At 71.0% G+C, this 24,875-nt stretch carries 14 protein-coding genes and 1 pseudogene; 7 read left to right on the top strand and 8 right to left on the bottom strand.

The genetic code is table 11. From position 1 onward, the window contains the following. Window positions 1-47: 47 nt before the first annotated feature. From OO69_RS16775 to OO69_RS16765, 3 genes are read right to left on the bottom strand one after another with little or no spacing between them, the layout of a single operon-like run. Entirely contained in the window at window positions 48-716 is a 669-nt protein-coding gene (locus tag OO69_RS16775; RefSeq protein WP_033281459.1) for an ABC transporter permease, read from the bottom strand. Further along, window positions 713-1,423, bottom strand: a complete 711-nt coding sequence (locus OO69_RS16770) for an ABC transporter permease (protein ID WP_033281458.1) — start codon at window positions 1,421-1,423, stop codon at window positions 713-715. The genes OO69_RS16775 and OO69_RS16770 overlap by 4 nt, the downstream gene beginning before the upstream one ends. Continuing rightward, on the bottom strand, window positions 1,420-2,550 hold the full coding sequence (locus tag OO69_RS16765; RefSeq protein WP_078652461.1) for an ABC transporter ATP-binding protein: 1,131 nt from the start codon (window positions 2,548-2,550) through the stop codon (window positions 1,420-1,422). Before OO69_RS16765 ends, OO69_RS16770 begins: the two co-directional genes overlap by 4 nt. 244 nt (window positions 2,551-2,794) lie before the next feature. Here OO69_RS16765 and OO69_RS16760 point away from each other — a divergent pair, with 244 nt between their 5' ends. Both OO69_RS16760 and OO69_RS16755 read left to right on the top strand, forming a co-directional pair. Beyond that, window positions 2,795-3,637 carry a dolichyl-phosphate beta-glucosyltransferase gene (locus OO69_RS16760; protein WP_033281456.1) on the top strand — a complete coding sequence of 281 codons (843 nt, stop codon included), beginning with the start codon at window positions 2,795-2,797 and terminating at the stop codon, window positions 3,635-3,637. Then, on the top strand, window positions 3,634-5,763 hold the full coding sequence (locus OO69_RS16755; RefSeq protein ID WP_033281455.1) for an ArnT family glycosyltransferase: 2,130 nt from the start codon (window positions 3,634-3,636) through the stop codon (window positions 5,761-5,763). The genes OO69_RS16760 and OO69_RS16755 overlap by 4 nt, the downstream gene beginning before the upstream one ends. Before the next feature lie 77 nt (window positions 5,764-5,840). Here OO69_RS16755 and OO69_RS48850 read toward each other — a convergent pair. The 4 genes and pseudogenes from OO69_RS48850 to OO69_RS16735 all read right to left on the bottom strand — a co-directional run bounded on the left by OO69_RS48850 (window position 5,841) and on the right by OO69_RS16735 (window position 9,713). Continuing rightward, window positions 5,841-7,082 (bottom strand): annotated as a pseudogene (locus OO69_RS48850) (IS30 family transposase). A 100-nt stretch (window positions 7,083-7,182) separates the two neighbouring features. Continuing rightward, window positions 7,183-7,914 carry an FAD:protein FMN transferase gene (locus OO69_RS16745; RefSeq protein ID WP_033281454.1) on the bottom strand — a complete coding sequence of 244 codons (732 nt, stop codon included), beginning with the start codon at window positions 7,912-7,914 and terminating at the stop codon, window positions 7,183-7,185. A 1-nt stretch (window position 7,915) separates the two neighbouring features. After that, window positions 7,916-8,365, bottom strand: coding sequence for an FMN-binding protein (locus OO69_RS16740; RefSeq protein WP_033281453.1), 450 nt, complete (start codon window positions 8,363-8,365; stop codon window positions 7,916-7,918). 10 nt (window positions 8,366-8,375) lie between these two features. Continuing rightward, window positions 8,376-9,713, bottom strand: coding sequence for a ferric reductase-like transmembrane domain-containing protein (locus tag OO69_RS16735; protein ID WP_033281452.1), 1,338 nt, complete (start codon window positions 9,711-9,713; stop codon window positions 8,376-8,378). A gap of 150 nt (window positions 9,714-9,863) precedes the next feature. Here OO69_RS16735 and OO69_RS16730 point away from each other — a divergent pair, with 150 nt between their 5' ends. Beyond that, window positions 9,864-10,553, top strand: a complete 690-nt coding sequence (locus OO69_RS16730; protein ID WP_033281595.1) for a response regulator transcription factor — start codon at window positions 9,864-9,866, stop codon at window positions 10,551-10,553. Then, entirely contained in the window at window positions 10,550-11,992 is a 1,443-nt protein-coding gene (locus OO69_RS16725) for a sensor histidine kinase (RefSeq protein ID WP_033281451.1), read from the top strand. The genes OO69_RS16730 and OO69_RS16725 overlap by 4 nt, the downstream gene beginning before the upstream one ends. Window positions 11,993-12,173: 181 nt before the next feature. Here OO69_RS16725 and OO69_RS16720 read toward each other — a convergent pair whose 3' ends face one another. Beyond that, window positions 12,174-12,779 (bottom strand): GOLPH3/VPS74 family protein, encoded by a 606-nt coding sequence (locus tag OO69_RS16720; protein ID WP_033281450.1) that lies wholly within the window; start codon window positions 12,777-12,779, stop codon window positions 12,174-12,176. 369 nt (window positions 12,780-13,148) lie between these two features. On the opposite strand from OO69_RS16720, the gene OO69_RS16715 reads away from it, so the two are divergent. From OO69_RS16715 to OO69_RS16705, 3 genes are read left to right on the top strand one after another with little or no spacing between them, the layout of a single operon-like run. Continuing rightward, the gene (locus OO69_RS16715) at window positions 13,149-20,030 is read left to right on the top strand and encodes a type I polyketide synthase (RefSeq protein ID WP_033281449.1); all 6,882 of its coding nucleotides are present in this window, start codon (window positions 13,149-13,151) and stop codon (window positions 20,028-20,030) included. A gap of 2 nt (window positions 20,031-20,032) precedes the next feature. Further along, window positions 20,033-24,574: a type I polyketide synthase gene (locus tag OO69_RS16710; RefSeq protein WP_033281448.1), complete on the top strand. Its 4,542-nt coding sequence runs from the start codon at window positions 20,033-20,035 to the stop codon at window positions 24,572-24,574. Beyond that, window positions 24,571-24,873 carry an acyl carrier protein gene (locus OO69_RS16705; RefSeq protein WP_033281447.1) on the top strand — a complete coding sequence of 101 codons (303 nt, stop codon included), beginning with the start codon at window positions 24,571-24,573 and terminating at the stop codon, window positions 24,871-24,873. The genes OO69_RS16710 and OO69_RS16705 overlap by 4 nt, the downstream gene beginning before the upstream one ends. Window positions 24,874-24,875 lie beyond the last annotated feature (2 nt).

The following is a 24,875-nucleotide window of genomic DNA, read 5'->3' as shown; positions in this document are numbered from 1 at the left end:
GGGGGAGGGCCGGTGGCCGCTCCCCCCAACTGTGCTTTCAGCGGCGCTCAGTTGCTCCTGCGGACCCCCGGCGACACCGCGAGCCGTGCGATGCCCCAGAAGAGCCCGAGCGTCACCAGGGCCATCCCGGCGACCAGGGTGGCGCCGCCGACGACCTTCTCGTAGTTCCGCTGGTAGAGGCCGTCGATGATGTAGCGGCCGAGGCCGCCGAGGCTGACGTAGGCCGCGATGGTGGCCGTGGAGACGATCTGGATGGCGGCCGAGCGCAGACCGCTGAGGATCAGCGGAAGGGCGACCGGGAGTTCCACCTGGAACAGGACGCTCGTCTCGTTCATGCCCATGCCGCGGGCCGCGTCGACCGGGGACGGGTCGACGGATCGCATCGCCTCGTACGTGGTGACCAGGATCGGCGGTACGGCGAGGACGACCAGCGGGATCATCACCGGGACCAGGCCGAAGCCGATCAGCACGAACATCAGCACCAGCAGACCGAAGCTCGGCAGGGCGCGGGCCGCGGTGGCGATGAGCGAGAGGGTGTTGCCGCCGCGTCCGGTGTGGCCGGTCAGCAGGCCGATGGGGAGGCCGATGGCGGAGGCGATGGCGAGCGCGATCAGCGAGTACCGGATGTGCTCGACGAGCCGGGTGGGGATGCCGTCGTAGCCGTGCCAGTGACTGCTGTCGCTGAAGAACAGGTTGATGTAGTGGAGTACGTTCACCGGGCTGCGTCCTCCAGTACGGGTTCGGCCGGTTCCGGCCGGTCCTCGGCGGGGCGGGCCTTGCGGGTGCCGCGCGGCATCCAGGGCGTGAGGAGCAGCCGTACGCCGACCAGGACGGCGTCCACGACGATGGCGAGGACGGCCGTGGTGATCACGGAGAGCCAGATCAGGCGTGGCTGGTGGTAGATCTGGCCGTCGTTGAGCAGGTTGCCGAGGGCTCCCTGGTTGCCGATCAGCATGCCGACGCTGACGAGGGAGATGCTGGACACGGTCGCCACCCGCAGCCCGGCGATGATCGCGGGCACGGCGATCGGCAACTGCACCTGGAGATACCGGCGTACGGGCCCGAGGCCCATCGCGGTGGCCGCGTCCAGGGTCTCCTGGGGCACCGAGCGGACGCCGTCCACGATCGCCGGGACGAACACCACGAGGCTGTAGACGCCGAGCGGGATCATCACGGTGGTCTCGGTCTGGCCGGTGTAGTCGATGAGGACGACGAAGAAGGCCAGCGAGGGGATCGCGTAGAGCACGGTCGTCACCCAGAGCACCGGCGGGTACAACCAGCGCAGCCGCACGCACAGTTGGGCGATGGGCAGCGCGACCACCAGGCCGACGAGGACCGGGATGACGGCCTCGCGCAGGTGCAGGCCGATCAGACCGAGGTAGCTGTTCTGGAGGTCGCTGGGGATGCGGAACCAGTCGTTCATCCGAGGGCCTTCGCGCCGCTGCGACCCGCCGCGTGGGCGCTGCGGATCGCCTCGCCCACGGCTCCCTGCGACACGACACCGACCACGCGCCCGGTGCCGTCCACGCCGACCGCCCACCCGGTCGGCGACAGCACCGCGCCGTCGAGCGCGGCCCGCAGCGAGTCCTTGCCGGCCTCGAACGGGCGGCCGTAGGCGAGGAGTTGGGCGGTGTCGACGGCTCCGGCGGTCAGCGCGCCCGGCTCGCTCCAGCCCAGCGGCCTGCCGTCCAGGTCGGTGACGAGGAGGTACGGCACGCCGGGGGTGGTGCGTTCGGCGATCTGCTCGGCGGTGGAGTCGACGGCGACGATCGGGGACGTCTTGAGGTCGAGGCCCGCCGAGGAGAAGAAGGACAGGCGGCGGATGCCCCGGTCGGTGCCGAGGAAGTCCTCGACGAAAGCGTCCGCCGGGTCGGACAACAGCTCTGCGGGCGGGGCGAACTGGGCCAGCTTGCCGCCGGTGCGCAGGACCGCGACCATCGTGCCGAGCTTGATCGCCTCGTCGATGTCGTGGGTGACGAAGACGATGGTCTTGCCCAACTCCTCCTGGAGGCGCAGGAGTTCGTCCTGGAGGCCCTTGCGGACCACGGGGTCGACGGCGGAGAACGGCTCGTCCATCAGCAGCACCGGCGGGTCGGCCGCGAGGGCGCGGGCGACACCGACGCGCTGCTGCTGGCCACCGGAGAGCTGGTACGGGTACCGCTTGGCGAGGGCGGCGTCCAGGCCCACCCGCCCCATGAGTTCGGTGGCCCGCGCCCTGGCCTTCTCCTTGCCCCAGCCGAGCATGCGGGGCACGGTCGCGATGTTGTCGACGATCGTGCGGTGCTGGAAGAGCCCGGCGTTCTGGATGACGTAACCCATCGACCGGCGCAGCGTGTTGACCGGCTGCTTGGTGATGTCCGCGCCGTCCAGGGAGATCGTGCCCTCGCTGGGGTCGATCATCCGGTTGATCATGCGCAGGGTGGTCGTCTTGCCGCAGCCCGAGGGGCCGACGAGGACGGTGATCGAGCGGTCCGGTATGTCCAAGGACAGTTGGTCGACCGCCACCGTGCCGTCCGGGTACCGCTTGGTGACTGAATCTATCCGTATCAAAACGCCGAATACCCTTCGGATGTGGCAGAAACTGCCCGTTCCTGACCGCTGTCTCTGGCCGTTGAGGGGAGAGTCTAGACGGCTTGTGTTGCGGGAACTTGGCGGGCACCTGAGGGGTTTTGGGGCCCGCTTCCTGGGGGTTCGACGCGGATCGACTGTGCCCTTCCTGTGAGTCCGCTGATTCTCATCGACCGTTCAGCGAAGGCACAGGAACGCCCTAGGCAGGGCCCGGAAAGTCACCGTCATGAACGAACAGAACGCGGGAGGCGTCCGGCAGCGGTCGGTCGAGATCGTGGTGCCGGTGTACAACGAGGCGCACGTCCTCGCCGGCAGTGTCGGCCGTCTCCACGCATACCTCGAAACGTCCTTCCCGTTCCCGTTCACGATCACCGTGGCGGACAACGCGAGTACCGACGCCACCTGGCAGGAGGCGCTCGCCCTCACCCAGCGGCTGCCGCACGTGCACGCCGTGCACCTCGACGCCAAGGGCCGGGGCCGCGCGCTGAAGCACGTGTGGAGCCGCTCCGGAGCGGACGTGGTCGCGTACATGGACGTCGACCTGTCCACCGGCCTCGAAGGCTTCCTGCCCCTGGTCGCTCCCCTTCTCTCCGGCCACAGCGACGTGGCGATCGGCAGCCGGCTGCACCGGCAGTCGGCCGTACAGCGCGGCGCCAAGCGGGAGTTCATCTCCCGCTCCTACAACCTCCTCCTCAAGGCAGGCCTCGCGGCCCGCTTCTCGGACGCGCAGTGCGGCTTCAAGGCCGTCCGCACCGACGTGTTCCTGGCGCTCGCCCCGCACATCGAGGACACCGCCTGGTTCTTCGACACCGAACTCCTCGTCCTCGCCCAGCGCAACAAGCTCCGCATCCACGAGGTCCCGGTCGACTGGACCGACGACCCCGACAGCCGTGTCGACATCGTCCGCACCGCCCTCGACGACCTCAAGGGCATGCGCCGGATGTTCAAGAAGTCCGTCACCGGCCGCGCCCGCATCGCCGCCGTACCCCGCCGTACCCGCACCACCACCCCTGTCCTGCCCGTCGGGGCGCCCGCCTCTTCCGCGGAACACCTGGAGTACGCGTCATGACGACCCTCGCCCCGCCCCCCGGTCAGGAGAGCGCCCGCCGCTCGCACCGCGCGGGCCCGCCCGCCGACGGCGGCCTCAACTCCCGTGCCAGAAGGCTCTTCACGGGCCCGGAGGACGACCCGCGCTGGGCCCGCCCGGCCCTGTGGGGCATCCTGCTGCTGGCCACGGCCCTCTACGCCTGGAACCTCACCTCGATCACCGGCAACACCTTCTACGACGCGGCCGTCTACAGCGGCACCAAGAGCTGGAAGGCGTTCTTCTTCGGCGCGCTCGACTCCGGCAGCTTCATCACGGTCGACAAGCCACCGTTCGCCCTCTGGGTGATGGGCCTCTCCGCCCGCGTATTCGGTTACGGCACCTGGCAGTTGATGCTGCCGATGGTCGCGGCGGGCACGGGTTCGGTCGCCCTCCTCTACCGCCAGGTCAAGCGTGACTTCGGCGCGGTGGCGGGCACCATCTCGGCGGTGGTCCTCACCCTCACCCCGATCACGGTCGCCATCACGCGGGACACCAACCCGGACCCGATCCTCGTCCTGCTGATGATGCTCGGCGCCGCGGCCCTCATGAAGGCCGTCCGCAACGGCAAGTTGATGCCGCTGGTGTGGTCGGCGGTCGCGATCGGCTTCGCGTTCAACACCAAGATGATGCAGGCGTACGTCGTCCTGCCCGCGTTCTTCCTCGTCTACCTCTGGGCGACGAACGTCTCCCTCGGCAAGCGCATCCGCAACCTCGCCGTCGCCACCGTCGCGCTGGTCGTCTCCAGCGCCTGGTGGATGGTGATCGTCGACCTGATCCCCGCCTCCTCCCGCCCCTACATCGGCGGCTCCACCGACAACACGGTGTGGGACCTGGTCATCGGCTACAACGGCTTCGGCCGCATCTTCGGCGCCAGCTCCTCGGTCGGCTCGCAGGGCAACGGGGCTTCGTTCGGCGGCAGTTCGGGCCTGTACCGGATGTTCAACGAGATCATGGGCGGCCAGATCTCCTGGCTCATCCCCTTCGCCGCGATCGCCCTCGTCGGTGGTCTGGTGCTGCGCGGCCGCGCTCCCCGCACGGACGCCAAGCGCGCGGCCCTGATGCTCTGGGGCGGCTGGTTCGTCCTCCACTTCCTGACGTTCTCGCTGGCCGAGGGCACGTTCCACCCGTACTACGTCACCGCCATGGCACCCGGTATCGCGGCCCTGGCCGGTGCGGGCGGGGTGCTGCTCTACCGCGCCTTCCGTGAGGGTTCGGCGGCCAAGTGGGCCTGGGTCCTCCCGGCGGCGATCGCGGCCAGCTCGGTGTGGGCAGTCGTCCTGCTCCAGCGGGTCTCCGGCTCCGGCACGGTGTACACGGTCGCGGAGATCGTGGTCGCCGTGGCAGGCGTGGCCTCCGTACTCGGCCTGCTGGTGGGCCGGTTCACCAAGCGCCACCGCCTGATGGGCTTCGCGGCGCTGGCCGCCGTCGTCGCCCTGCTCGCCGGTCCCGCGGCCTACTCGGTCTCGGCGGCGACCTCCTCCACCAACGGCACCAACCCGACGGCCGGTCCCAGCACCGGTGGCGGCATGGGCGGCGGCGGTGGCGGTATGGGCGGCGCGCCGAGCGGCACCAAGTCCGGTACGAAGCCCAGTGGTTCGGCCCCGTCCGGCACCCGGCCTTCGGGCACTGGTTCGGCGCCTTCGTCCAGCTCGAACTCCTCCACCTCCTCGGAGTCCGGTTCCGAGTCCGGTACGCAGCAGGCCGGTGGCGGCGGCGGTATGGGCGGCGGCACCCAGGTCTCGTCCGAGATGATCGCCTACCTCAAGAAGCACCAGGACGGGGCGACTTGGCTGCTGGCGGTCTCCACCGACCAGACGGCGTCCTCGATCATCCTGGAGTCGGGGCAGCCCGTGATCTCCATGGGCGGCTGGTCCGGCAGCGACAACGCGATGACCCTCGCCAAGCTCAAGTCCCTGGTGAAGTCAGGCAAGTTGCACTACATCATCGTCAGCAGCGACGGCGGCCAGGGCACCAACTCCGCGATCGCCACCTGGGTCAAGGCCCACGGCACGGCGGTCAAGTCCTCGGCGTACAGCTCCAGTTCAACGAGTTCCTCTTCCTCGACGAGCAGCGGCCTGTACCGCCTGGACGCCTCCGACGTCAGCTGACCTCCTCCCCTGAACCACATCTCCCGACAGGAAGGGCCGCCGGTAAGGCGAATTCCAATGATCGTCGCAACACGTGATCACTGACGTGTGGTGGCGAGTAGTTTAGACAGACGCTCGGCCGGGGTTTCCCAGCCGAGCGTCTTGCGTGGACGGTTGTTGAGGGCGGCGGCAACGGCGTCCAGCTCCTCGTGACCGTGGCGGGAGAGGTCTGTGCCCTTGGGGAAGTACTGCCGCAGGAGACCGTTGGTGTTCTCATTGCTGCCGCGCTGCCAGGGACTGCCCGGGTTGCAGAAGTAGACCGGGACGCCCGTCGCCGTGGTGACCGCCTTGTGCATGGCCATCTCGGCGCCCTGGTCCCAGGCGAGGGAGCGGCGAAGCTGCGGAGGGAAGGTCTGTATCGCGTTGATCAGCCCGTCGCGGGTATGGCCGGAGGTGTAGCCGAGAGGCAGGTGCACGAGCACGAGGTAGCGGCTGCTGCGCTCGACGAGCGTGCCGATCGCCGACTTGTGGCCCTTGCCGACGATCAGGTCCCCCTCCCAGTGCCCCGGAACGGCTCGCCCGGCCGCCTCCTGAGGGCGCTCGCTGATGAGAACCATGTCCCGGACAGCGCGCGGCCGGCGCCGGTGGGAGTCCTTGCGTGGCCGGCGGAATGCGCGGCCTGTGCGCAACGAACGGGCGAGTTCCCGCCTGAGTTCGCCGCGGCCCCGGTTGTAGAGCGCCTGGTAGATCGTCTCGTGGACCACGTGCATGTCGGGCCGGCCGGGGAACTGCCTGCGCAGCGCATGACTGACCTGCTCGGGACTCCACCGCAGGGTCAGATGGATCTGGATGAAGTCCCTCAGTTCCGGGATCCGGCCGATCCTCCCGGCTTTGGGCCGGCGACGCCGGTGCTCCGCGCGGCGCTGGGCGGCGTGCGGACGGTAGACCCAGCGCGAGCGGCCCCCACGCAGAGCCGTGCCGTTGCGGCGTATCTATCTGCTGACCGTCGATGGACTGCGGCCCAACTCACGAGCGATCTCTCGCAGGGACGCCTTCTCCCGTAGCCGGTCCGCTATGTGGATGCGGTCGGCCTCGGTGAGATACCGGGACGGCCCAGAAGGCGCCTCCACCGCACCGAGCGGCAGAAACGCCTTCCTCTGCTTGCCACTGGGCTTGCGCCCATAGAGCCATTTCCTGCCCGTACGGACCGAAATCCCTACGATCTCGCACGCTTCCCGGCTGCTCAGCCCCTGATCCACGAGCTGGGAGTATGCCTCCCGCTCACGGACCAGTTTCACAGGGCCCTGCGGCGTCCGCAGCTTCCGGATCTCGAAGTCCAACGCATCCCCTGAGCTGGGATGTTGCGACGACCACTAGAACTCAAGTAACCCGGCGGCCCTTCCGCATGTCGTGGGTGCAGCGGTCGTATCCCCAAGCTCCTCAGACCGTCGCCATGGCGACGGGGAATCCCGGTGTACGCCGGACCCGGCGCTCCGCGTCGACCGCGAACACCTCGCAGCCGGGCCGGGCGGCGGCCCAGTCGACGCCCGCCGGGCCCATCGCGAAGGCCGCGGTGGCCGTGGCGTCCGCCTCGGTGAGGGAGGCGGCCACGACGGAGATGCTGAGGAGGCCGGTCGCGGGTTCGCCGGTGCGGCCGTCGACGATGTGGTCGCCGCGCTCGTAGCGCGCGGAGGTCGCCACCGCCCCGTCGGTCAACTCCAGTACGGTGCACAGCTGATCGGCGTGTTCGGGGTGCCGTACGCCCACCCGCCACGGACCGCCGGCCACGACCACGTCGCCGCCGGCGTTGAGGATGAAGCGCCGGGCACCGGCGGCGGTGAGGAGTTCCGCCGCCCGCTGCACCGACCAGCCCTTAACGACCGCGCAGGGGTCTAGGGGCCGACCGGGCAAGCGGACGTCGAAGGCGCCGCCGGTCGCGACCCGGTACTGCTCACATAGGTCCAGCACCTCGGTCAAGTCCGCGCTGAGGTCCCGGAGTCGGAGCTCGCCGCGGTCGTAGCGGCAGACCTCGCTGTCCGGGCGGAACGGGCTGAAGCGGGCGTCGACCTCGCGCAGCCAGGTGAAGAGCGCGTCCGCCACCTCGTCTCCGATGCCTTCGTCGTCGACGCGCAACGACACCGGGAACCCCATCACGTGCTCAACTCGGCGCATCTCACGCGCCCTTGGCGTCGATCGCGGCCTGGAGCGACTGGACGTAGGCGTCGCTGGTGATCGTGGCGCCGGACACCGTGTCGATCTTCGAGCTCTGCGCCTTGAGGGTCTCCTCGATCAGCACCGGGACGGCCGCCGTGGTCTGCGGGTGGTCCGGCTGCTGGAGCATGCTGACGGAGCTGATCTTGTCGCCCTCGAAGGTCACCTGGACCTGCACGGTGCCCTTGGAGGTGTTGATCGCGGTGCCCTGGACGACCTTCTTCGAGGACGTGGACGGCGTGGACGCGGAGCCCGACGACGACGAGGAGGTGGCCGTAGGAGTCGGTGTCGAGACCGCCTTCGTGGTCGGCGTGCTCGCCGAACTCGTCGTCGTCCCGATGGACGGCTCGTAGCGCCACACGGGGATCAACCCCGCGACGGACAGCACCAGGACAGGTATGACTCGCTTCACGATATGTCTCTCATCCCGCCAGGCTGAAGCGTTCGAAGTGGATCTGCTGCTTGGGCACGCCCAAGTCGCCGAGGCTGCGCAGCACCGCGTTCATCATCGGCGGCGGTCCGCAGAGGAAGACGTCGCGGTCGGCGATGTCCGGTACCAGCCGGGCGAGTTCGCGCGGGGCGAGCTTGTCGGGGACGGGCGGGCCGGTGACCAGGTGGAGCTGGGCGCCCTTGGCCTGGGCGAGCTCGACCAGCTCGTCGTAGAGGACGGCGTCGCGGTCGGTGGCGACGCGGTAGATGACGACCGCGTGGCCCTCCAGGTCCTCCAGCAGGGCGCGGATCGGGGTGACGCCGACGCCCCCCGCGATGAGCAGGGACTCCGGCTTCGTGCGGTGCAGGGTGGTGAAGGCGCCGTAGGGGCCCTCGGCGAAGACGCGGGTGCCGGGCTTGAGGTGGCGCAGGGCGGCCGTACCGGCACCGGCCGTCTTCGCGGTGAGGCGGAGGCGGGTGCCGTCGGGGGCGGCCGAGAGGGAGAAGGGGTTGGCCTGCCACCAGCGGTCCTTCGTCAGGAACCGCCAGAGGAAGAACTGGCCTGCCTGGGCCGGGAGTTGGTGGAGGTCGCGGCCGGTGATGTAGATCGAGACGACGTTGTCGGACTCGGGGACGACCGCCTCCACGCGGAGCTGGTGGCGGAGGTTGCGCCACAGGGGGAGGATCACGCGGCCCAGGGCGACCGAGCCGAGCGCGACGCCCCAGACCGCGTACCAGTACGTCGTGGCGGCCGACGACGCGGTGAACGTCGTACCGACCGCGACCTGGTGGGTGAAGGCGAGGACCACCGCGACGTAGGTGTAGAGGTGGATGAAGTGCCAGGTCTCGTAGGCGAGTCGGCGTCGCGCGTAACGCGCGGAGGTCGCGCCGATGACGAGGATCAGGGCGAACGCGACGAGCGCGCGCAGGATGCCCTCGGTGGTCTCGGCCAGGTCGACGACCTCGCCGACCGGGCCGGTGTCGGTGCCCTGGGCGTAGCCGAAGGCGATGAACACGAGGTGCCCGAGCAGCGTCCAGAGCAGCGCGAAGCCGGTCCAGCGGTGCCAGTTGGTGAGCCGGTCCATGCCGATCCGGCGGTCGAGCCAGGGCAGGCGGGCCACCAGCAGCAGCTGGAAGGCCATGACCAGCGCGCCGTAGAGGCCGAGGAGGCGGCCGATGACGATGAGCGCGTTGGAGGCGAATCCGGCCTGGGCGAAGAAGACGGTCACCACGGCGACGTTCGCGGCCAGCACGGCGTACAGGCCCGTGCGGGCCACCACCCTGGGGCGTATCGCCGTGGGGGGCGCAGGGGGTGATTGGACGGTCGTCACGGACGGCAGCTCCTTGATCGGGTCCTGGGAGACGAGCTTGACCTCGGGGGGCTGTCGTTTTCCTGTCGGCCGCCTTTCAAGTGGTTATCGATACGGGTGTGGCGGTGCCGCGGGTCTGGCGCCGGGAGGCGTGTGGCGCAGTATGAGCGGGTGGACAAAGTACGACTCCTCGTCGTGGACGACGACCCGCCGATCGCCGACCTTGTCGCGACGGTCGCCCGGTACGAGGGCTGGGAGGCCGCGTGCGCGTACTCCGGTGAGGAGGCGCTGACCGTGGCCGCCGAGTTCAAGCCGGACATCGTGGTGCTCGACCTGATGCTGCCCGGCCTGGACGGTTTCGGTGTGCTGGACCGGCTGCGGCGGTCGGGGACGATGGTGCCGGTGGTGTTCCTCACGGCGCGCGACGCGGTGGCCGACCGGGTCGCGGGGCTGACCCGGGGCGGTGACGACTACCTGGTCAAGCCGTTCGCGGTGGAGGAGCTGATGGCCCGGCTGCGGACCGTGCTGCGGCGCAGCGCCGGGCCCGGGTTCCAGCGGTCGGTCCTCCAGGTCGCGGACCTCACGATGGACGAGGACACGCGGGAGGTGCGCCGCGGCGACCGCCTCCTCACGCTCACCCCGACCGAATACGAGGTCCTGCGCTACCTCATGCGCAAGTCGCCGACCGTGCTCACCAAGGCGCAGATCCTCGACCATGTGTGGGAGTACGGCTTCGGTGGCCGCTCGAACGTGGTGGAGCTGGTGGTCAGCCGCCTGCGCCGCAAGCTGGACGAGGGGCACGATCCGCTGATCCACACCGTGCGCGGCTTCGGCTATGTGATCCGGCAGGCCGCCGAATGATCCGACGACTGCGCCACAACTGGCGCCGGGTCCGCCTGGGCACCCGCCTCGCACTGGGCGTCGGCGTCCTGTCCCTGATCGTGTTCGCGGTCGTCGGCACAGCCCTGACGATGTACATGCGGGACTACCTCCAGCGCCAGGTCAGCGACCAGATGAAGCTCGTCCAGACCGTCCAGTCCAAGGACGCCCAGGTGCACGGCATCGTCGAGCGCAAGCCGTACTACGGCTGGTACACGGCGGTCTACGACGTCAAGGGCACAACCCCGAAACTGCGCGAGCCCTCCGACGTACCGGACGACACCACCGCGCTCACCGCCCTCGCGAAGACGATGGCGCACTCCACCACGGAGATCTCCCGCACGGTGACGATCGACGGCGAGGGCACCTACCGGCTGCGCGCCTGCGAGGTCGAACCCGGTGTCGTCCTGGTGAGCGCGGCCCCGCTGGCGGACGTGCAGGGCACCGTGCGGCAACTTGTCACGGTCCAAGTGGTGGCGTTCGCGCTGGCACTGCTGGTGCTGGTGGTCATAGGGCGGAACCTGCTGCGGCGCGGGCTGCGGCCGCTGAGCGACATGGCGACCACGGCCCACGGCATCGCCTCGCACGACCTCACCGAGTCGGCGGCCCGGCTGCCACTGCGCGCCGAGCGGGGCGACGGCGGGCCCGAGGTGGAGGAGCTGCGCACCGCGTTCAACACGATGCTGGAGCACATCGACGACTCCCTCGCGGTGCGCGCGGAGGCCGAGCAGCGGCTGCGCCGGTTCGTCGCGGACGCCTCGCACGAGCTGCGCACCCCGCTGATGTCGGTGCGCGGCTACGCGGACCTGTTCCAGTACGCGGCCGCGAACGTCCCCGAGGAGCGCGACAAACACCTGGCCCGCCTCCGCGCCGAGGCGGCCCGCATGGGCGTCCTCCTCGACGATCTCCTGTTGCTGGCCCGTCTCGACGCGGCGGACGTGGAAACTCCGCTACGGCCGGAGGACGCGGACCTGGTGGACCTGGTGGGGCAGGCGGCGGACGCCTTCCGCGCCGGGCACCGGGACCACCCGCTGACGGTGTCGGTGCCCGAGTCCCCGGTCCGGCTGCGCGTCGACCCGGTGCGCATCCGGCAGGTGCTGGACAACCTCCTGGCCAACGCGGCCGTGCACACCCCGGCCGGCACGGAGGTCTCGGTGTCGCTGTCGGTCGCCGCCGGCCTGGCATCCGTACGGATCGCCGACGCGGGCCCCGGTATCCCGGAGGACGACCGGGCCCGGGTCTTCGACCGCTTCTACCGGGTCGACAAGGCCCGCACCCGGGACCGGGGCGGCAGCGGGCTGGGCCTCGCGGTGGCCCGGTCGCTGGCGAAGGCGCACGGCGGCACCGTGGAGCTGACGTCCGAGCCCGGCGCGACGGTCTTCACGGTGACGATCCCGCTGGGGGCGCCCTCGTCCCGGTGAGGATCCCGCCGGGCGCGGCGGCTTCGTCCCGGTGAACGCGGGTAGCGCGCGCCCCCGCTCGCTCTAGCTCAGCGACGGCCTTGTGCCTACCATGGGTGACGTGTCGTCACCTGAGGCTCAGGACCATCAACTGGCTCTGTTTTATCGGCAGTTGTCGTGCTTCGAGGCCGAGCGGTCGCCGTCACATACCGCGCCACACGTTGTCGTAGGCCGCGTCCTCGACACTCTTCCGCTGCCGTACGGCCTCCAGCTCCGTCACCGCGTCATGCACTACGGCGATGACCGTGTCCAGCGACTCGTCGGTGACCTTCGCGGAGTCCTCGTCCGAGACCTCGCGGATCCCGGCGGCCGCGGCGAGCTGGGCGAGGACTGGTTCGCCCTGGGCCCAGCGGTCCGCCGCGCGGCTGCGGGCCGGGGAGTCGACCAGGGCCGTGCGGCCGGTGCGGACCGGGATCCAGCGCCCGCGCTGCCGCTCGACCAGCCCCTCCGCCTCCAGCGCGGCGAGATAGGCGGAGGACAGGCGACGCCCGCGCCGCCACAGCCAGTCCTCGACCGACTCGTACGGCGTCTCCCGCACGAGCGCGGCCGCGGCCTCGTCCAACAGCCCGTCCTCCAAGGGAAGTTGGGGGTTCGGCACGATCAGGTCGCCGTCCAGCACGACGGCTTCGGCGGCCAGGAGGTCGACCACCTCCGCTCCGGCGAGCGCGAGCGAAAGATCACCCGTCTCGACGGGGCGGTCGGGTGCGACATCCATGGCGACGATCATCAGGTCCCGCGGTGTGCTCATGGGTGCCAACCTAGCGCGGCTTATGCGAGGAGGCATCGACACCCAACGTTTACATAATTCCTTCCCGCCGTCAGTGGTGTTTCGGGACTGTGAGCCTCGGATGAATAGCGGGGGCTTTTGGACCGCTTGCGCCACTGCGGTCCGAGTGGTGTGCCCTCTGAAGGAAATTGGCAGGGTTTTCGGTTGTTTGGGGGCCGGTTCCGGCTGGCTGGATCACCTCCGTCAACCAGTTGCTTACCTTGGCGTTGTTGACCGACGAGTAACCGGGGGGCTAGCTTTCCATCAGCCCTCTTGCGCCTCTGCGATTACATTCGGCGCACCCCCGCCGAAACCCCCCACCGTGCAGTTTCACCGTTTATTCGGAGAATCATGACGTCTGTCGCGCGCGCCGAAGACATGATCATTGGAATCACCCCGTTCCATGAGCCGGATGCCCGACTCGCGGCGGCCGTCAGCCGTGCCGGCGGGTTGGGCGTACTGGACCTGGGAAATGGCGACCGAAGATCCAGAGAGGCCCTGGCGCGAATCCGCCGCTGGTCCCCTGGCCCTTTCGGGGTACGGGTCGGACCGCACTGCCGGATCGGCCCCGGTGACCTCACGACGGGCACCGGCGCCGCCCCGCACACCGTCGTCCTGGCCGTGGACGCTCCCTGGCGGGTCGACGAGGTCGTCGCGTCGCACCGGGTGCTGGTCGAGGTCACCGACCCGGACCAGGCGTCGGCCGCGGTCCGCGCCGGTGCGCACGGGCTGATCGCCCGGGGCGCCGAAAGCGGCGGCCGGGTGGGCGAGTTGAGCACGTTCGTGTTACTCCAGCGCCTGCTCGCCGACCCCGCCGTGGTCGTCCCTGTCTGGGCCTGCGGCGGCATCGGCCCCCGTACGGCCGCCGCGGCCGTGGCCGGTGGCGCGGCCGGGATCGTCCTCGACAGCCAACTGGCCCTGCTCGCCGAGTCGGTCCTCCCGGAGACGGCCGCCGCCGCACTCCGCTCGATGGACGGCTCCGAGACCACGCTGGTGGCCGGACACCGCGTGCTCCTACGACGCGGTCCGGACGCCCCGCGGGTACCCGCCGACCGCGTGTCCGAACTGCTCGGCGCCCGCGACCCGCGCACCCAGCTCCTCCCGGTCGGCCAGGACGGTTTCCTCGCCGCGCGCTTCGCGGAACGCTGGGGCGACGCGGGCCGCACGGTCCGCGAACTGACCGCCGCCATACGGGAGTCCGTACGGGACGAGGCACCGGCCGCCGCGCTGCGCGCCGGTTCCCCGATGAGCCGGACCCTCGGCACCCGACTCCCCATCGCCCAGGGCCCGATGACCCGCGTCAGCGACCAGGCGGAGTTCGCCGCGGCCGTCGCCGAGGGCGGTGCCCTGCCGTTCGTCGCGCTGGCTCTGTCGAGCGGCGAACAGTCGCGAACGGTCCTGGCCGAGACCCGCGCCGCCGTGGGCGACCGCCCCTGGGGTGTCGGGGTGCTCGGCTTCGCACCCGAGGAGATGCGCAACGCCCAGCTCGAAGCCGTACGGGAGTTGGAGCCCACGCATGCGATCATCGCGGGCGGCCGCCCCTCCCAGGCCGAGGCGCTGGAGCGGGCCGGTATCTCCACCTTCCTGCACGTGCCCTCGCCGGGGCTGCTGCGGCAGTTCCTGGACGCGGGGATGCGCAAGTTCGTGTTCGAGGGCTCCGAGTGCGGCGGCCATGTCGGCCCGCGCGGCAGCTTCCCCCTCTGGGAGGCCCAACTCGCCGTCCTGGACGACTTCTTGGAGAAGGCCGACCCCGGTACGGCCGAGACCATCGAGGTGTTCTTCGCGGGCGGCGTCCACGACGAGCGCTCGGCGGCGATGGTGGCCGCGCTCGCCGCACCGCTCACCGCACACGGTGCCGCCGTCGGCGTCCTGATGGGCACCGCCTATCTGTTCACGGAGGAGGCGGTGACGCGCGGCGCGGTCCAGCCCCTGTTCCAGGAGCAGGTCGTCCTGGCGACCCGCACCGCGTTGCTGGAGACCGCGCCGGGCCACGCCACCCGCTGCGTGCCGAGCCCGTTCAGCGACAACTACCTCGATTTCGAGGCCCAGTTGCGCGAGCAGGGCGTACCCGACCGGCAGATCTGGGAGAAGCTGGAGCGGCTCAACGTCGGCCGGCTCCGCATCGCCAGCAAGGGCGTGGAGCGGGACGCGGCCGGCACGCTGACCGCCGTGGACGAGCAACGCCAGCTCGCCGAGGGGATGTTCATGGCCGGCGAGGTCGCCGTGCTGCGTTCGGCGACCACCACGATCGACGCCCTGCACCGCTCGGTGACCGAGGAGGCCGCCGACTTCCTGGCCGACAGCGCGCGAACCGCCCGCTCCCTCCTGGGAGTTGAGGAAACGGCCGAGCCGGAGGCCCCGGCCCCCCTGGACATCGCTGTCATCGGCATGGCGTGCATGTTCCCGCAGGCACCCGACCTCCCCACGTTCTGGGCGAACATCCTCGGCGGCCGCGACTCCGTCGACGAGGTCCCGCCCGACCGCTGGGACCCCGCCGTCCACTACTCCGCCGACAAGGACGGCGCCACCCCCTCGAAGTGGGGCGGCTTCCTCCCGCGCATCCCCTTCGACCCGCTGCGCTACGGCATCCCGCCGACCTCCCTCGGCAGCATCGAACCGGTGCAGCTGCTGGCCCTCGAAGCGGCCCGGCGCTCGCTGGAGGACGCCGGATACGGCGACCGGGGGCGGGAGTTCGACCGCGCGCGCACCTCCGTGGTGTTCGGCGCTGAGGCGGGCAGCGACCTGTCCAACGCGACCACGCTGCGCGCCGTACTCCCCTCCTACTACGGGAAGATCCCTCAGGGCATCGAGGAGCAACTCCCCACGCTCACCGAGGACTCCTTCCCCGGCATGCTCTCCAACGTCATCTCGGGCCGCATCGCCAACCGGCTCGACCTCGGCGGCGCCAACTTCACGGTCGACGCGGCCTGCGCGTCCTCGCTGGCCGCCGTCGACGTCGCCTGCAAGGAACTCGTGGGCGGCACCAGCGATGTGGTCCTGTGCGGGGGCGCCGACCTCCACAACGGCATCAACGACTACGTCCTCTTCTCCTCCGTGCACGCCCTCTCCCCCACGGGCCGCTCCCGCGCCTTCGACAGCTCGGCCGACGGCATCGCGCTCGGCGAGGGCGTCGCCTGCGTGGTCCTCAAGCGGCTCGCGGACGCGGAGCGGGACGGCGACCGGATCTACGGCGTGATCAAGGGAGTTGGGAGTTCCAGCGACGGCCGCTCGCTCGGCCTGACGGCACCCCGCCCCGAGGGCCAGCGGGCCGCGCTGGAGCGGGCGTACCGCAACGCGGGCGTCTCCCCGTCCGAGGTCGGCCTGGTCGAGGCGCACGGCACCGGGACGGTCGTCGGCGACCGCACCGAACTCTCCATCCTCAGCGAGGTGTTCACCGAGTCCGGTGCGGAAACGGGCAGTTGCGCGCTCGGCTCGGTCAAGTCCCAGATCGGGCATACGAAGTGCGCCGCGGGACTCGCCGGTCTCATCAAGACCGTGCTGTCCCTCTACACCGGCGTGAAGCCGCCGACCCTGCACATGAAGCAGCCCAACTCGGCGTGGAAAGAGGACAGCAGCCCGTTCGTCTTCCACGCCCGGCCGCGCCCCTGGGCGGCACCGGCCGAGGAACGCGTCGCGGGGCTCAGCGCGTTCGGCTTCGGCGGCACCAACTTCCATGCGGTGATCGGGGCCTACGGCGAGGCGGTTCCGCCCGCGCAGGGTCTGGACGCGTGGCCCGCCGAGCTGTTCTTGTTCCGAGGCGCTAGCCAGGCGGCGACACAGCGGGGCATCGAGGAGACCCTGAAACTCGCGGAGACGGGTCACTGGAAGCTGCGGGACCTGGCGTTGAGTGCGTCGCGCCGCTCGGACGCCCGGCAGGAACCCGTGCAGGTGGCCGTCGTGGCCGAGGATGTCGAGGGGCTGGTCGGGCAACTGCGGCGGGCGTTGGCGGGTGAGCATGATCCGGTAGCCGGAATTCACCTCGCCGACGCGAGTACCGACTCCGGCGAAGTCGCGTTCCTCTTCCCCGGTCAAGGCAGTCAGCGCCCCGGCATGCTCGCCGACGTGTTCATCGCGTTCCCCGAGCTGCAGCACTATCTGCACCTCGGCCGCGCCCATGCCGACGCGCTCTACCCGCCCACCGCCTTCGACGACACCGCCCGCGACCGCCAGCAGGCCGGTCTCACCGACACCCGGGTCGCGCAACCCGCCCTGGGCATCGCCGGGTTGGCCGCCCACGCCCTGCTCACCGAGGCGGGCGTGCGGCCCGACATGGCGGCCGGACACAGTTACGGCGAGCTGGTCGCCCTCTGCGCGGCCGGTGCGATCGCGCCGGAGGCACTGCTGGAGCTGAGCGCCGAGCGCGCGGCGGCGATCCTCGAAGCCACGGGCACGGACGACCCCGGAACCATGGCCGCGGTGGCCGCCGGTGCCGAGGACGTCGAACAGGCCCTGAAGGCGGCGGACGCCCCCGACTCCGTCGTCGTCGCCAACCACAACTCCCCCCGCCAGACGGTGATTTCGGGCCCGACGGAGGCAGTCGCCACAGCCGTACGGCTCCTGCGCGACGCCGGTCTCGGCGCCAAGCGCATCCCCGTGGCCTGCGCCTTCCACAGCCCGCTGGTGGCGGGGGCGGGCGAACGGTTCGCGGAGGCTCTCGCCCAACGGCCGGTGCTCACGCCCGAGTTCCCGGTGTGGTCCAACCGCACGGCGGCGCCCTACGGCGAGGACGCCGACGCGGTCAGGGCCGAACTCGCCGCGCAGATAGGCTCCCCGGTCGGCTTCGTCGCGGAGATCGAGGCGATGTACGAGGCGGGGGCGCGGATCTTCGTCGAGGCCGGTCCCGGTTCCGTGCTGACCCGGCTGGTCGACCAGATCCTCGGCGACCGCCCGCACCGCACGGTCGCCTGCGAGCCCAACCAGAACAGCGGGCTGCGCGGCTGGCTCGACGCGCTGGCCCAACTGGCCGTCGCCGGGCTGCCGGTGCGCACCGGCTGGCTCTTCAACGGGCGCGACGCCGTCGACGCGGCCCGGACCCCCGTGCCCTCGCGACCCGGCTGGACGGTCGACGGACAGCTCGTCCGTACCGCCGCCGGAGCACTCCTGCCCGGTGCCCTCGCACCGGCCCGACGCGTTGTGGAGACGACTGTGACGACGAACCCTCAAGGCGGTGCCCCCGTCGAGGCGAACAGGGACGCGCTCATCTCCGAATTCCTGCGCACCAGCCGGGAGATGGTGGCCGCGCAACGGGATGTGCTGCTGACGTACTTCGGCGCGACGCAGGGACCAGTACCGCAGGGAACATGGGTTCCGGCACCGGCGCCCGCGGTGGTCGAGGCGCTGCCGCAGATACCCGCTCTGCCTGCGGCCGCAGCACCCATACCGCAACAGCCCACTCCGGTAACGGAGTTGGCCGCCCCCCAGGCACCCGAGACCGTCACCGAAGCCGACGTGCTCCGTGTCGTCCTGGAGATCATCAGCGAACGCACCGGCTACCCCGTCGACATGATCGAGCCCGACCTCGACCTGGAGGCGGACCTCAGCATCGACTCCATCAAGCGCGCCGAGATCGCCGGCGAACTGGCCCAACGCCTCGGCATCGGCGGCGGGATGGACGTCGCCACGCTCGACGACGCCGAGCTGGAGGACCTGGCGAAGGCCCGTACGGCGGCCTCGGTCACGGGCTGGCTGTCGGCACGGCTGACGGAACCCGCCGAACCCACGGTGCCGGACAGCGCCCCCGCCCCGCAGGACGAGGTCACCGGCACCGCGCCGAAGCGCCTCCAACTCCGCCCGGTACTGCTGGCACACCAGGACGGCGACAATCCGACGGACCCGGCATCCGTGCTGAGCGGGCGACGGTTCGTCCTCTACGGCGACGGCGACAGGGGCCCCTCGGAGGCGGTCGCGGCAAGGCTCTCCTCGTACGGCGCCGACACGGTGACCGTAGGCCCCGAGCACCAACTCACCGAAGCCGACGGCCAGGTGGACGGCATCCTGTACCTCGCCCCGCTCACGGCATCGGCCCCGCCGCTGCCCGACGCCTTCCCCGTGTTCCAGGCCGCCCTGCGCCGCAACCCCCGTCAACTCCTCGCGGTACAGGGCGCGGACGGCGGAGCGGCGGGCCTGCACGGACTGTTCCGTACGGTCGCCCGCGAGTACCCGGACACCGTCGCCCGGGTCGTCGAGCTGACGGACACCGCACCGGACGCCGTCGCCGACGCACTGATCGCCGAACTGCTGGCACCCGACACCGAGCCGGTCGTCCTGCGAACTGCCGCTGGGCGCCACGGACTTGAGCTGACCGAGACACCGCTCGGCGCACTCGCGACCAACGGCGCCGGACCGGCCGGTGACGGGGTCGCCGAAGCCTCCGCGATCGGGCTCGACCGGGACTCGGTCGTGCTCCTGGTGGGCGGAGCGCGCGGCATCACCGCCAAGTTCGCCGTCGCACTCGCCGCAGCCTCCCGCTGCCGTATCGAACTCCTCGGCAGGACGGCCGCCCCGGCCGGCCCCGAGGACCCGGCGACGGCGGGCGCCCGCACCCCGGCCGAACTGCGCGCCGCCCTCGCCCGCAACAGCGGTGGACTCACCCCCGCCGAGATCAACCGCACCGCCGAACTCCTGCTCGCCCAAAGGGAGATCACCGCGACACTCGACGAACTCACCGCCCTCGGCAGCCAGGCCCGCTACCACTCCGTCGACTTCCGCGAGCCCGACGCCGCGCTCCAGGCGGTCAAGGAGATCCACGCCGAACACGGCCGCCTCGACGGTGTCGTCTACGCGGCCGGGGTCATCGAGGACCGGCTGATCGCCGAGAAGACCACCGAGTCCTTCCAGCGGGTCTACGGCACGAAGACGCACGGCGCCGAGACCCTGCTGTCGGCGCTGGAGGAACTCCCCAACGGCCCTGCTTTCGCCGTCCTGTTCGGCTCCATCTCGGCCGTCCTCGGCAACCGGGGCCAGGTCGACTACGCCGCCGCCAACGACGCGCTCCAGAGCCTCGGCACCGCCTGGGCCGCCCGGACCGGGCACCGCGCGCTCACCGTGCACTGGGGTCCCTGGGCGCCCACCGGTGGTCACCACGGCATGGTCACACCGGAGTTGGGACGCGAGTACGCCCGGCGCGGTATCTCGCTGATCGACCCCGAGGAGGGCACCGCGGCCCTGCTGCGCGAACTCGCCTGGGGCGACGAGTCAGCAAGGGCCGTCGTCTACACCGCTTCGGGCTGGTAGCCATGACGGACCGTCAAGTGCCGGTCGCCATCGTGGGAATGTCGGTGCTGCTCCCCGGCGCCGCCGACCTCGACGCGTACTGGCGGAATCTGCTGGGCGGCACGGACGCCATCAGCGAGGTGCCGGACGGGCGTTGGGACGCGGACTACTACCGGCCGGACTCCGCGAGCGGTCCGGCCGTGGCCGACCAGGTGTACTGCCGACGCGGCGGTTTCGTGGACGAGTTGGCCGAGGTCGAGGTCACCCGGTTCGGCATCATGCCGAACTCGGTGCCCGGCACCGAACCCGACCAGCTCATCGCCCTCCACGTGGCCGCCGCCGCCCTCGCCGACGCGGGCGGGGAGAGCCGCCTGCCCGACCGGCAACGCGTAGGCGTCGTCCTCGGCCGGGGCGGCTATCTCACCCCGGGTCTGGTCCGCCTCGACCAACGGGTCCGTACGGCGGGCCAACTCGTCCGCACCCTGGGCGAGTTGCTGCCCGACCTGGACCCCGGCCAACTCGACCGCATCCGCACCGCGTTCACCGAACGACTCGGCCCCGACAGCCCCGAGTCGGTCATCGGCCTGGTCCCCAACCTCGCGGCGTCCCGCGTCGCGAACCGCCTCGATCTGCGCGGCCCGGCGTACACGGTGGACGCGGCCTGCGCGTCCTCACTGATCGCCGTCGACCAGGCGGTCACCGAACTCGCCGCCGGACGCTGTGACTTGATGCTCGCGGGCGGTGTCCACCACTGCCACGACATCACGCTGTGGAGCGTGTTCTCCCAACTGCGCGCGCTCTCCCCGAGCCAGCGCATCCGCCCCTTCCACCGCGACGCCGACGGCATCCTGATCGGCGAGGGCACCGGAATCGTCGTCCTCAAACGCCTCGCCGACGCCGAACGCGACGGCGACCGCATCTACGCCGTCATCCGCGGCACCGGCGTGTCCAGCGACGGCCGCGCCGCGAGCCTCGTCAACCCCGACTCGACCGGCCAGACCCACGCCGTACGCCAGGCATGGGAGGCGGCGGGTCTGGATCCCGCGCTGCCCGGCTCGATCGGCCTACTGGAGGCACACGGCACAGCGACGCCCGCCGGTGACGGGGCCGAACTCGCCACGCTGGCAGAGGTGTTCGGGGACACGGGCACCTCCGACGGCCGTGCGGTGATCGGCTCGGTGAAGTCGATGATCGGCCACACGATGCCGGCCGCCGGAGTCGCAGGCCTGGTCAAGGCCGCCCTCGCCGTCCACCACGGCATGCTCCTGCCGACCCTGCACTGCGACGACCCGCACCCCGCGCTCGCGGCGACCCGGTTCCGTCCGCTGGAGCAGGCCGCGCCCTGGGAGACAACTCCCGAACAGCCCGTGCGACGGGCGGCAGTCAACGCGTTCGGGTTCGGCGGCATCAACGCGCATGTGGTGCTGGAGGAGGCGCCGGGAGCGCGCGCGTCACGTTCGGCGGGTGCGGCTGACCAACCGGAACGCACGAACGCCCCCACTCGCACAATCTCCGTGGCCGAACCGGAGCGCGTGCTGATGCTCGCCGCCGACAGCCCCGAGGCGCTGGCCGCGCTGCTGGACGCGGACGACTCCTCCCTCTTGGCTGTACACAACTCCCCCTCCACCACGGGCCGTTCACGGCTCGGTATCGTCGCCCCGGACACAAAGCGGCTCGCGCTGGCCCGCCGGGCGGTCGCCAAGGGCCGGCCCTGGCAGGGCCGTAGCGATGTGTGGTTCACGCCGAGCCCGCTGATCGGGCCCGACGCCGGAAAGCTGGCGTTCGTCTTCCCGGGCCTGGAGGGCGACTTCACGCCCCGGGTCGAGGACATCGCGGCGCACTTCGGACTGCGCGAGAACCGGTCCGCAACCCCCGCACAGGTAGGGGATGTTGGCCGCCACGGCTTCGATGTGGTCGGCGTCGGGCGGTTGCTGGACGCCGCGTTGCGGAAGATGGGCGTCGTCCCGGACGCGGTCGCCGGGCACAGCGTCGGCGAGTGGACCGCGATGACGGCCGCCGGGGTGTACTCGCCGGACGAGGTCAGCGACTTCATGGAGGCGTTCGACCCCGACTCGGTGACGGTTCCCGGTCTCGCCTTCGGGGCGATCGGAGCCCCGGCCGAACGCGTGCTCGCGGCGCTCGCCGCCGACTGGCCAGACGCCGGAATCGTGCTCTCCCACGACAACGCGCCGGGCCAGTCGATGGTGTGCGGACCGGACAAGGCCGTGGACGAGTTCGTGCGGTCCTTCCGCGCGCAGGGCGTCCTGAGCCAGGTCCTCCCGTTCCAATCCGGCTTCCACACACCGATGTTGAAGCCCTACCTCGCCCCGATCGAAGAGGCCACGAACCGCTTCCGCCTCCACCCGCCGACGGTCCCCCTCTGGTCCGGGACCACTGCCTCGCCGTACCCCTCGGACGAGAAGGCGGTCCGCGCACTCTTCATCCGGCACCTGTTGGAGCCCGTGCGCTTCCGCCAGCTCATCGAGGCCATGTACGCGGCCGGCCACCGCGCGTTCGTCCAGGTCGGCACGGGCCAACTCGGCTCCCTCATCGACGCGACCCTCAGCGGACGCGATCACCTCGTCGTCGCCGCCAACTCGCCCCACCGCTCCGGACTGGCCCAACTCAGGCGCGTGGCAATGGCGTTGTGGGCAGCGGGCGGAACGACGGACCCGGTGACACTGGCCCCCCAGAAACCGGCTCCACGACGGGAACGGCCCCCGGTGCGGCTGGACATGGACGGCGCACTCGTGTCCCTCGACGCCCCGACCTTGGTGAAGCTCCGGGCGGAACTACGCACACCGGCCGCCACCAACACCCCGACCCTGGCAGCCCTTTCGCCCCTGGACGCGCTCACCGACCGCTTCCCGGCCGCCGCCGAACTGCACGCCCTCATGCGCGACACCGCCGACACGGCCGCCCAACTCATCAGCGCGGGCAGCCGTCGTACCGCAACAACCGCCCCCGCACCCCGAATCGTGGCCACCGCGCCGCCCGCTCCCCCACGGGAGTGGCAGACCACGGTCCACGTCTCCCCCGAGTCCATGCCCTACCTCATGGACCACTGCTTCTTCCCGCAACGCCCCAATTGGCCGGACGTGGCGGACCGTTGGCCTGTCGTCCCCGCGACCACGATCGTCCAGCACATCATCGAGGCCGCGGAACGGGCCGCCCCGGGCATGCGCGCGGTCGCCGTGCACGACGCGCGCTTCGACCGATGGCTGACGGCCACGCCGTCGGTGGACGTACCGGTGAAGGTGGTCACCCAGACACCCGACCGCCTCGCCGTCTCCTTCGGCCCGCACGCCCGCGGTGTGGTCGAACTGGCCCCCGCCCACGCCGTATCGCCCCCACCGCGCCCCCGCCCGGACCCCGCCGCCGAACGCGTCCCCGACCACACCGCGGCCCATCTCTACGACGAGCGCTGGATGTTCCACGGCCCGGCGTTCCAAGGGGTCACCGAACTCACCGCGATCGGCGACCGCCACGTACGCGGCGTGATCACCACACCGCCCGCCCCCGGCGCCCTGCTCGACAACGTCGGCCAGATCCTGGGGTATTGGATCATGGCGACCCGCACCGAGCGGACCGTCGTCTTCCCGGTCGGCATGCGCGAGATGCGTTTCTACGGCCCCCATCCGCGCCCCGGTACGGAGGTGGAGTGCCTGGTGCGGATCACCTCGCTGACCGACACCGCGCTCGAAGCCGACGTACAACTCACGGTGAACGGCGAGGTGTGGGCGGAGCTGACCGGCTGGCAGGACCGGCGTTTCGACAACGATCCGCAGACCAAGCCGGTCGAGCGGTTCCCGGAGCGCAACACCCTCTCCGAGGCCCGCCCCGGCGGCCGGACCCTGCTCAACGAGCGCTGGCCCGACCTCGCCTCGCGCGACCTGATCATGCGCAACTCCCTGAGCAGTGTGGAGCGTTCGCAGTACGCCGAGCATCCGCCGCGCGGGCGCCGACAGTGGCTGTTGGGCCGGATCGCGGTGAAGGACGCGGTACGACAGTGGCTGTGGGGCCACGGCGAGGGACCCGTCTTCCCGGCCGAGATCCGGGTCCACAACGACGAGTCGGGCCGCCCGTACGTCACCGGCCTGCACGGCCGGACCCTGCCCCCGCTGGACGTCTCGCTCGCTCACCGCGCCGAGGCGGCGGTCGCGATCGTCCGGCCGCACGCGCCCGGTCCCGGCCCCGGGATCGACATCGAGGAGGTCGTGGAACGCCCCCCGAGCACCCTCACCACCGCCCTCGGCGAGGAGGAACTGGCGCTGCTGCGTGCCCAGTTGGCGGCGACCGGCGAGTCCGAGGCGCTGTGGTTCGCCCGCTTCTGGGCGGCGAAGGAGGCGGTCGCCAAGGCGGAGGGCACCGGCTTCCGGGGACGGCCGCGCGACTTCGCCGTCTTCCAAGTGGCCCCCGGCTCACGGCTGTTGGTGTCGGGGCGCCTGGAACGCGCCTACACCGTGCACTACGAGCCGGCCGGCAATCCCCCCAATCTGCCGGACAGGACCTACGTCGTGGCCTGGACGACGGGACCCGCGCACGAAGAGGAGTACGACCGATGACCCCCACCACCGAGGACACCGTCCTCGCCGATCTCACCGGCATGCTCACCACGTTGCTGGAGGACGAGTACGGCGTCGACGACGTCGAGATCACCATGACGACGACCTTCAACCGCGACCTGGAGCTGGAGAGCATCGACCTGGTGACCCTGGCCGGTCTGCTCCAGGAGCACTACGGGACGAAGGTCAACTTCGCCGAGTTCCTGGCCGGGATGGAGTTCGACGATATCATCGAACTCACCGTCGGCCGGCTCGTCGAGTATGTCGTGCAGAGCCTCAAGGCAGCCGAGGCGGGCTGAGC

The sequence above is a fragment of the Streptomyces sp. NRRL F-525 genome, from assembly GCF_000716605.1.
Lineage (GTDB): Bacteria > Actinomycetota > Actinomycetes > Streptomycetales > Streptomycetaceae > Streptomyces.
Note: the sequence above shows the minus strand (reverse complement) of the source record. Positions and strands in the feature narration are given on the sequence as shown.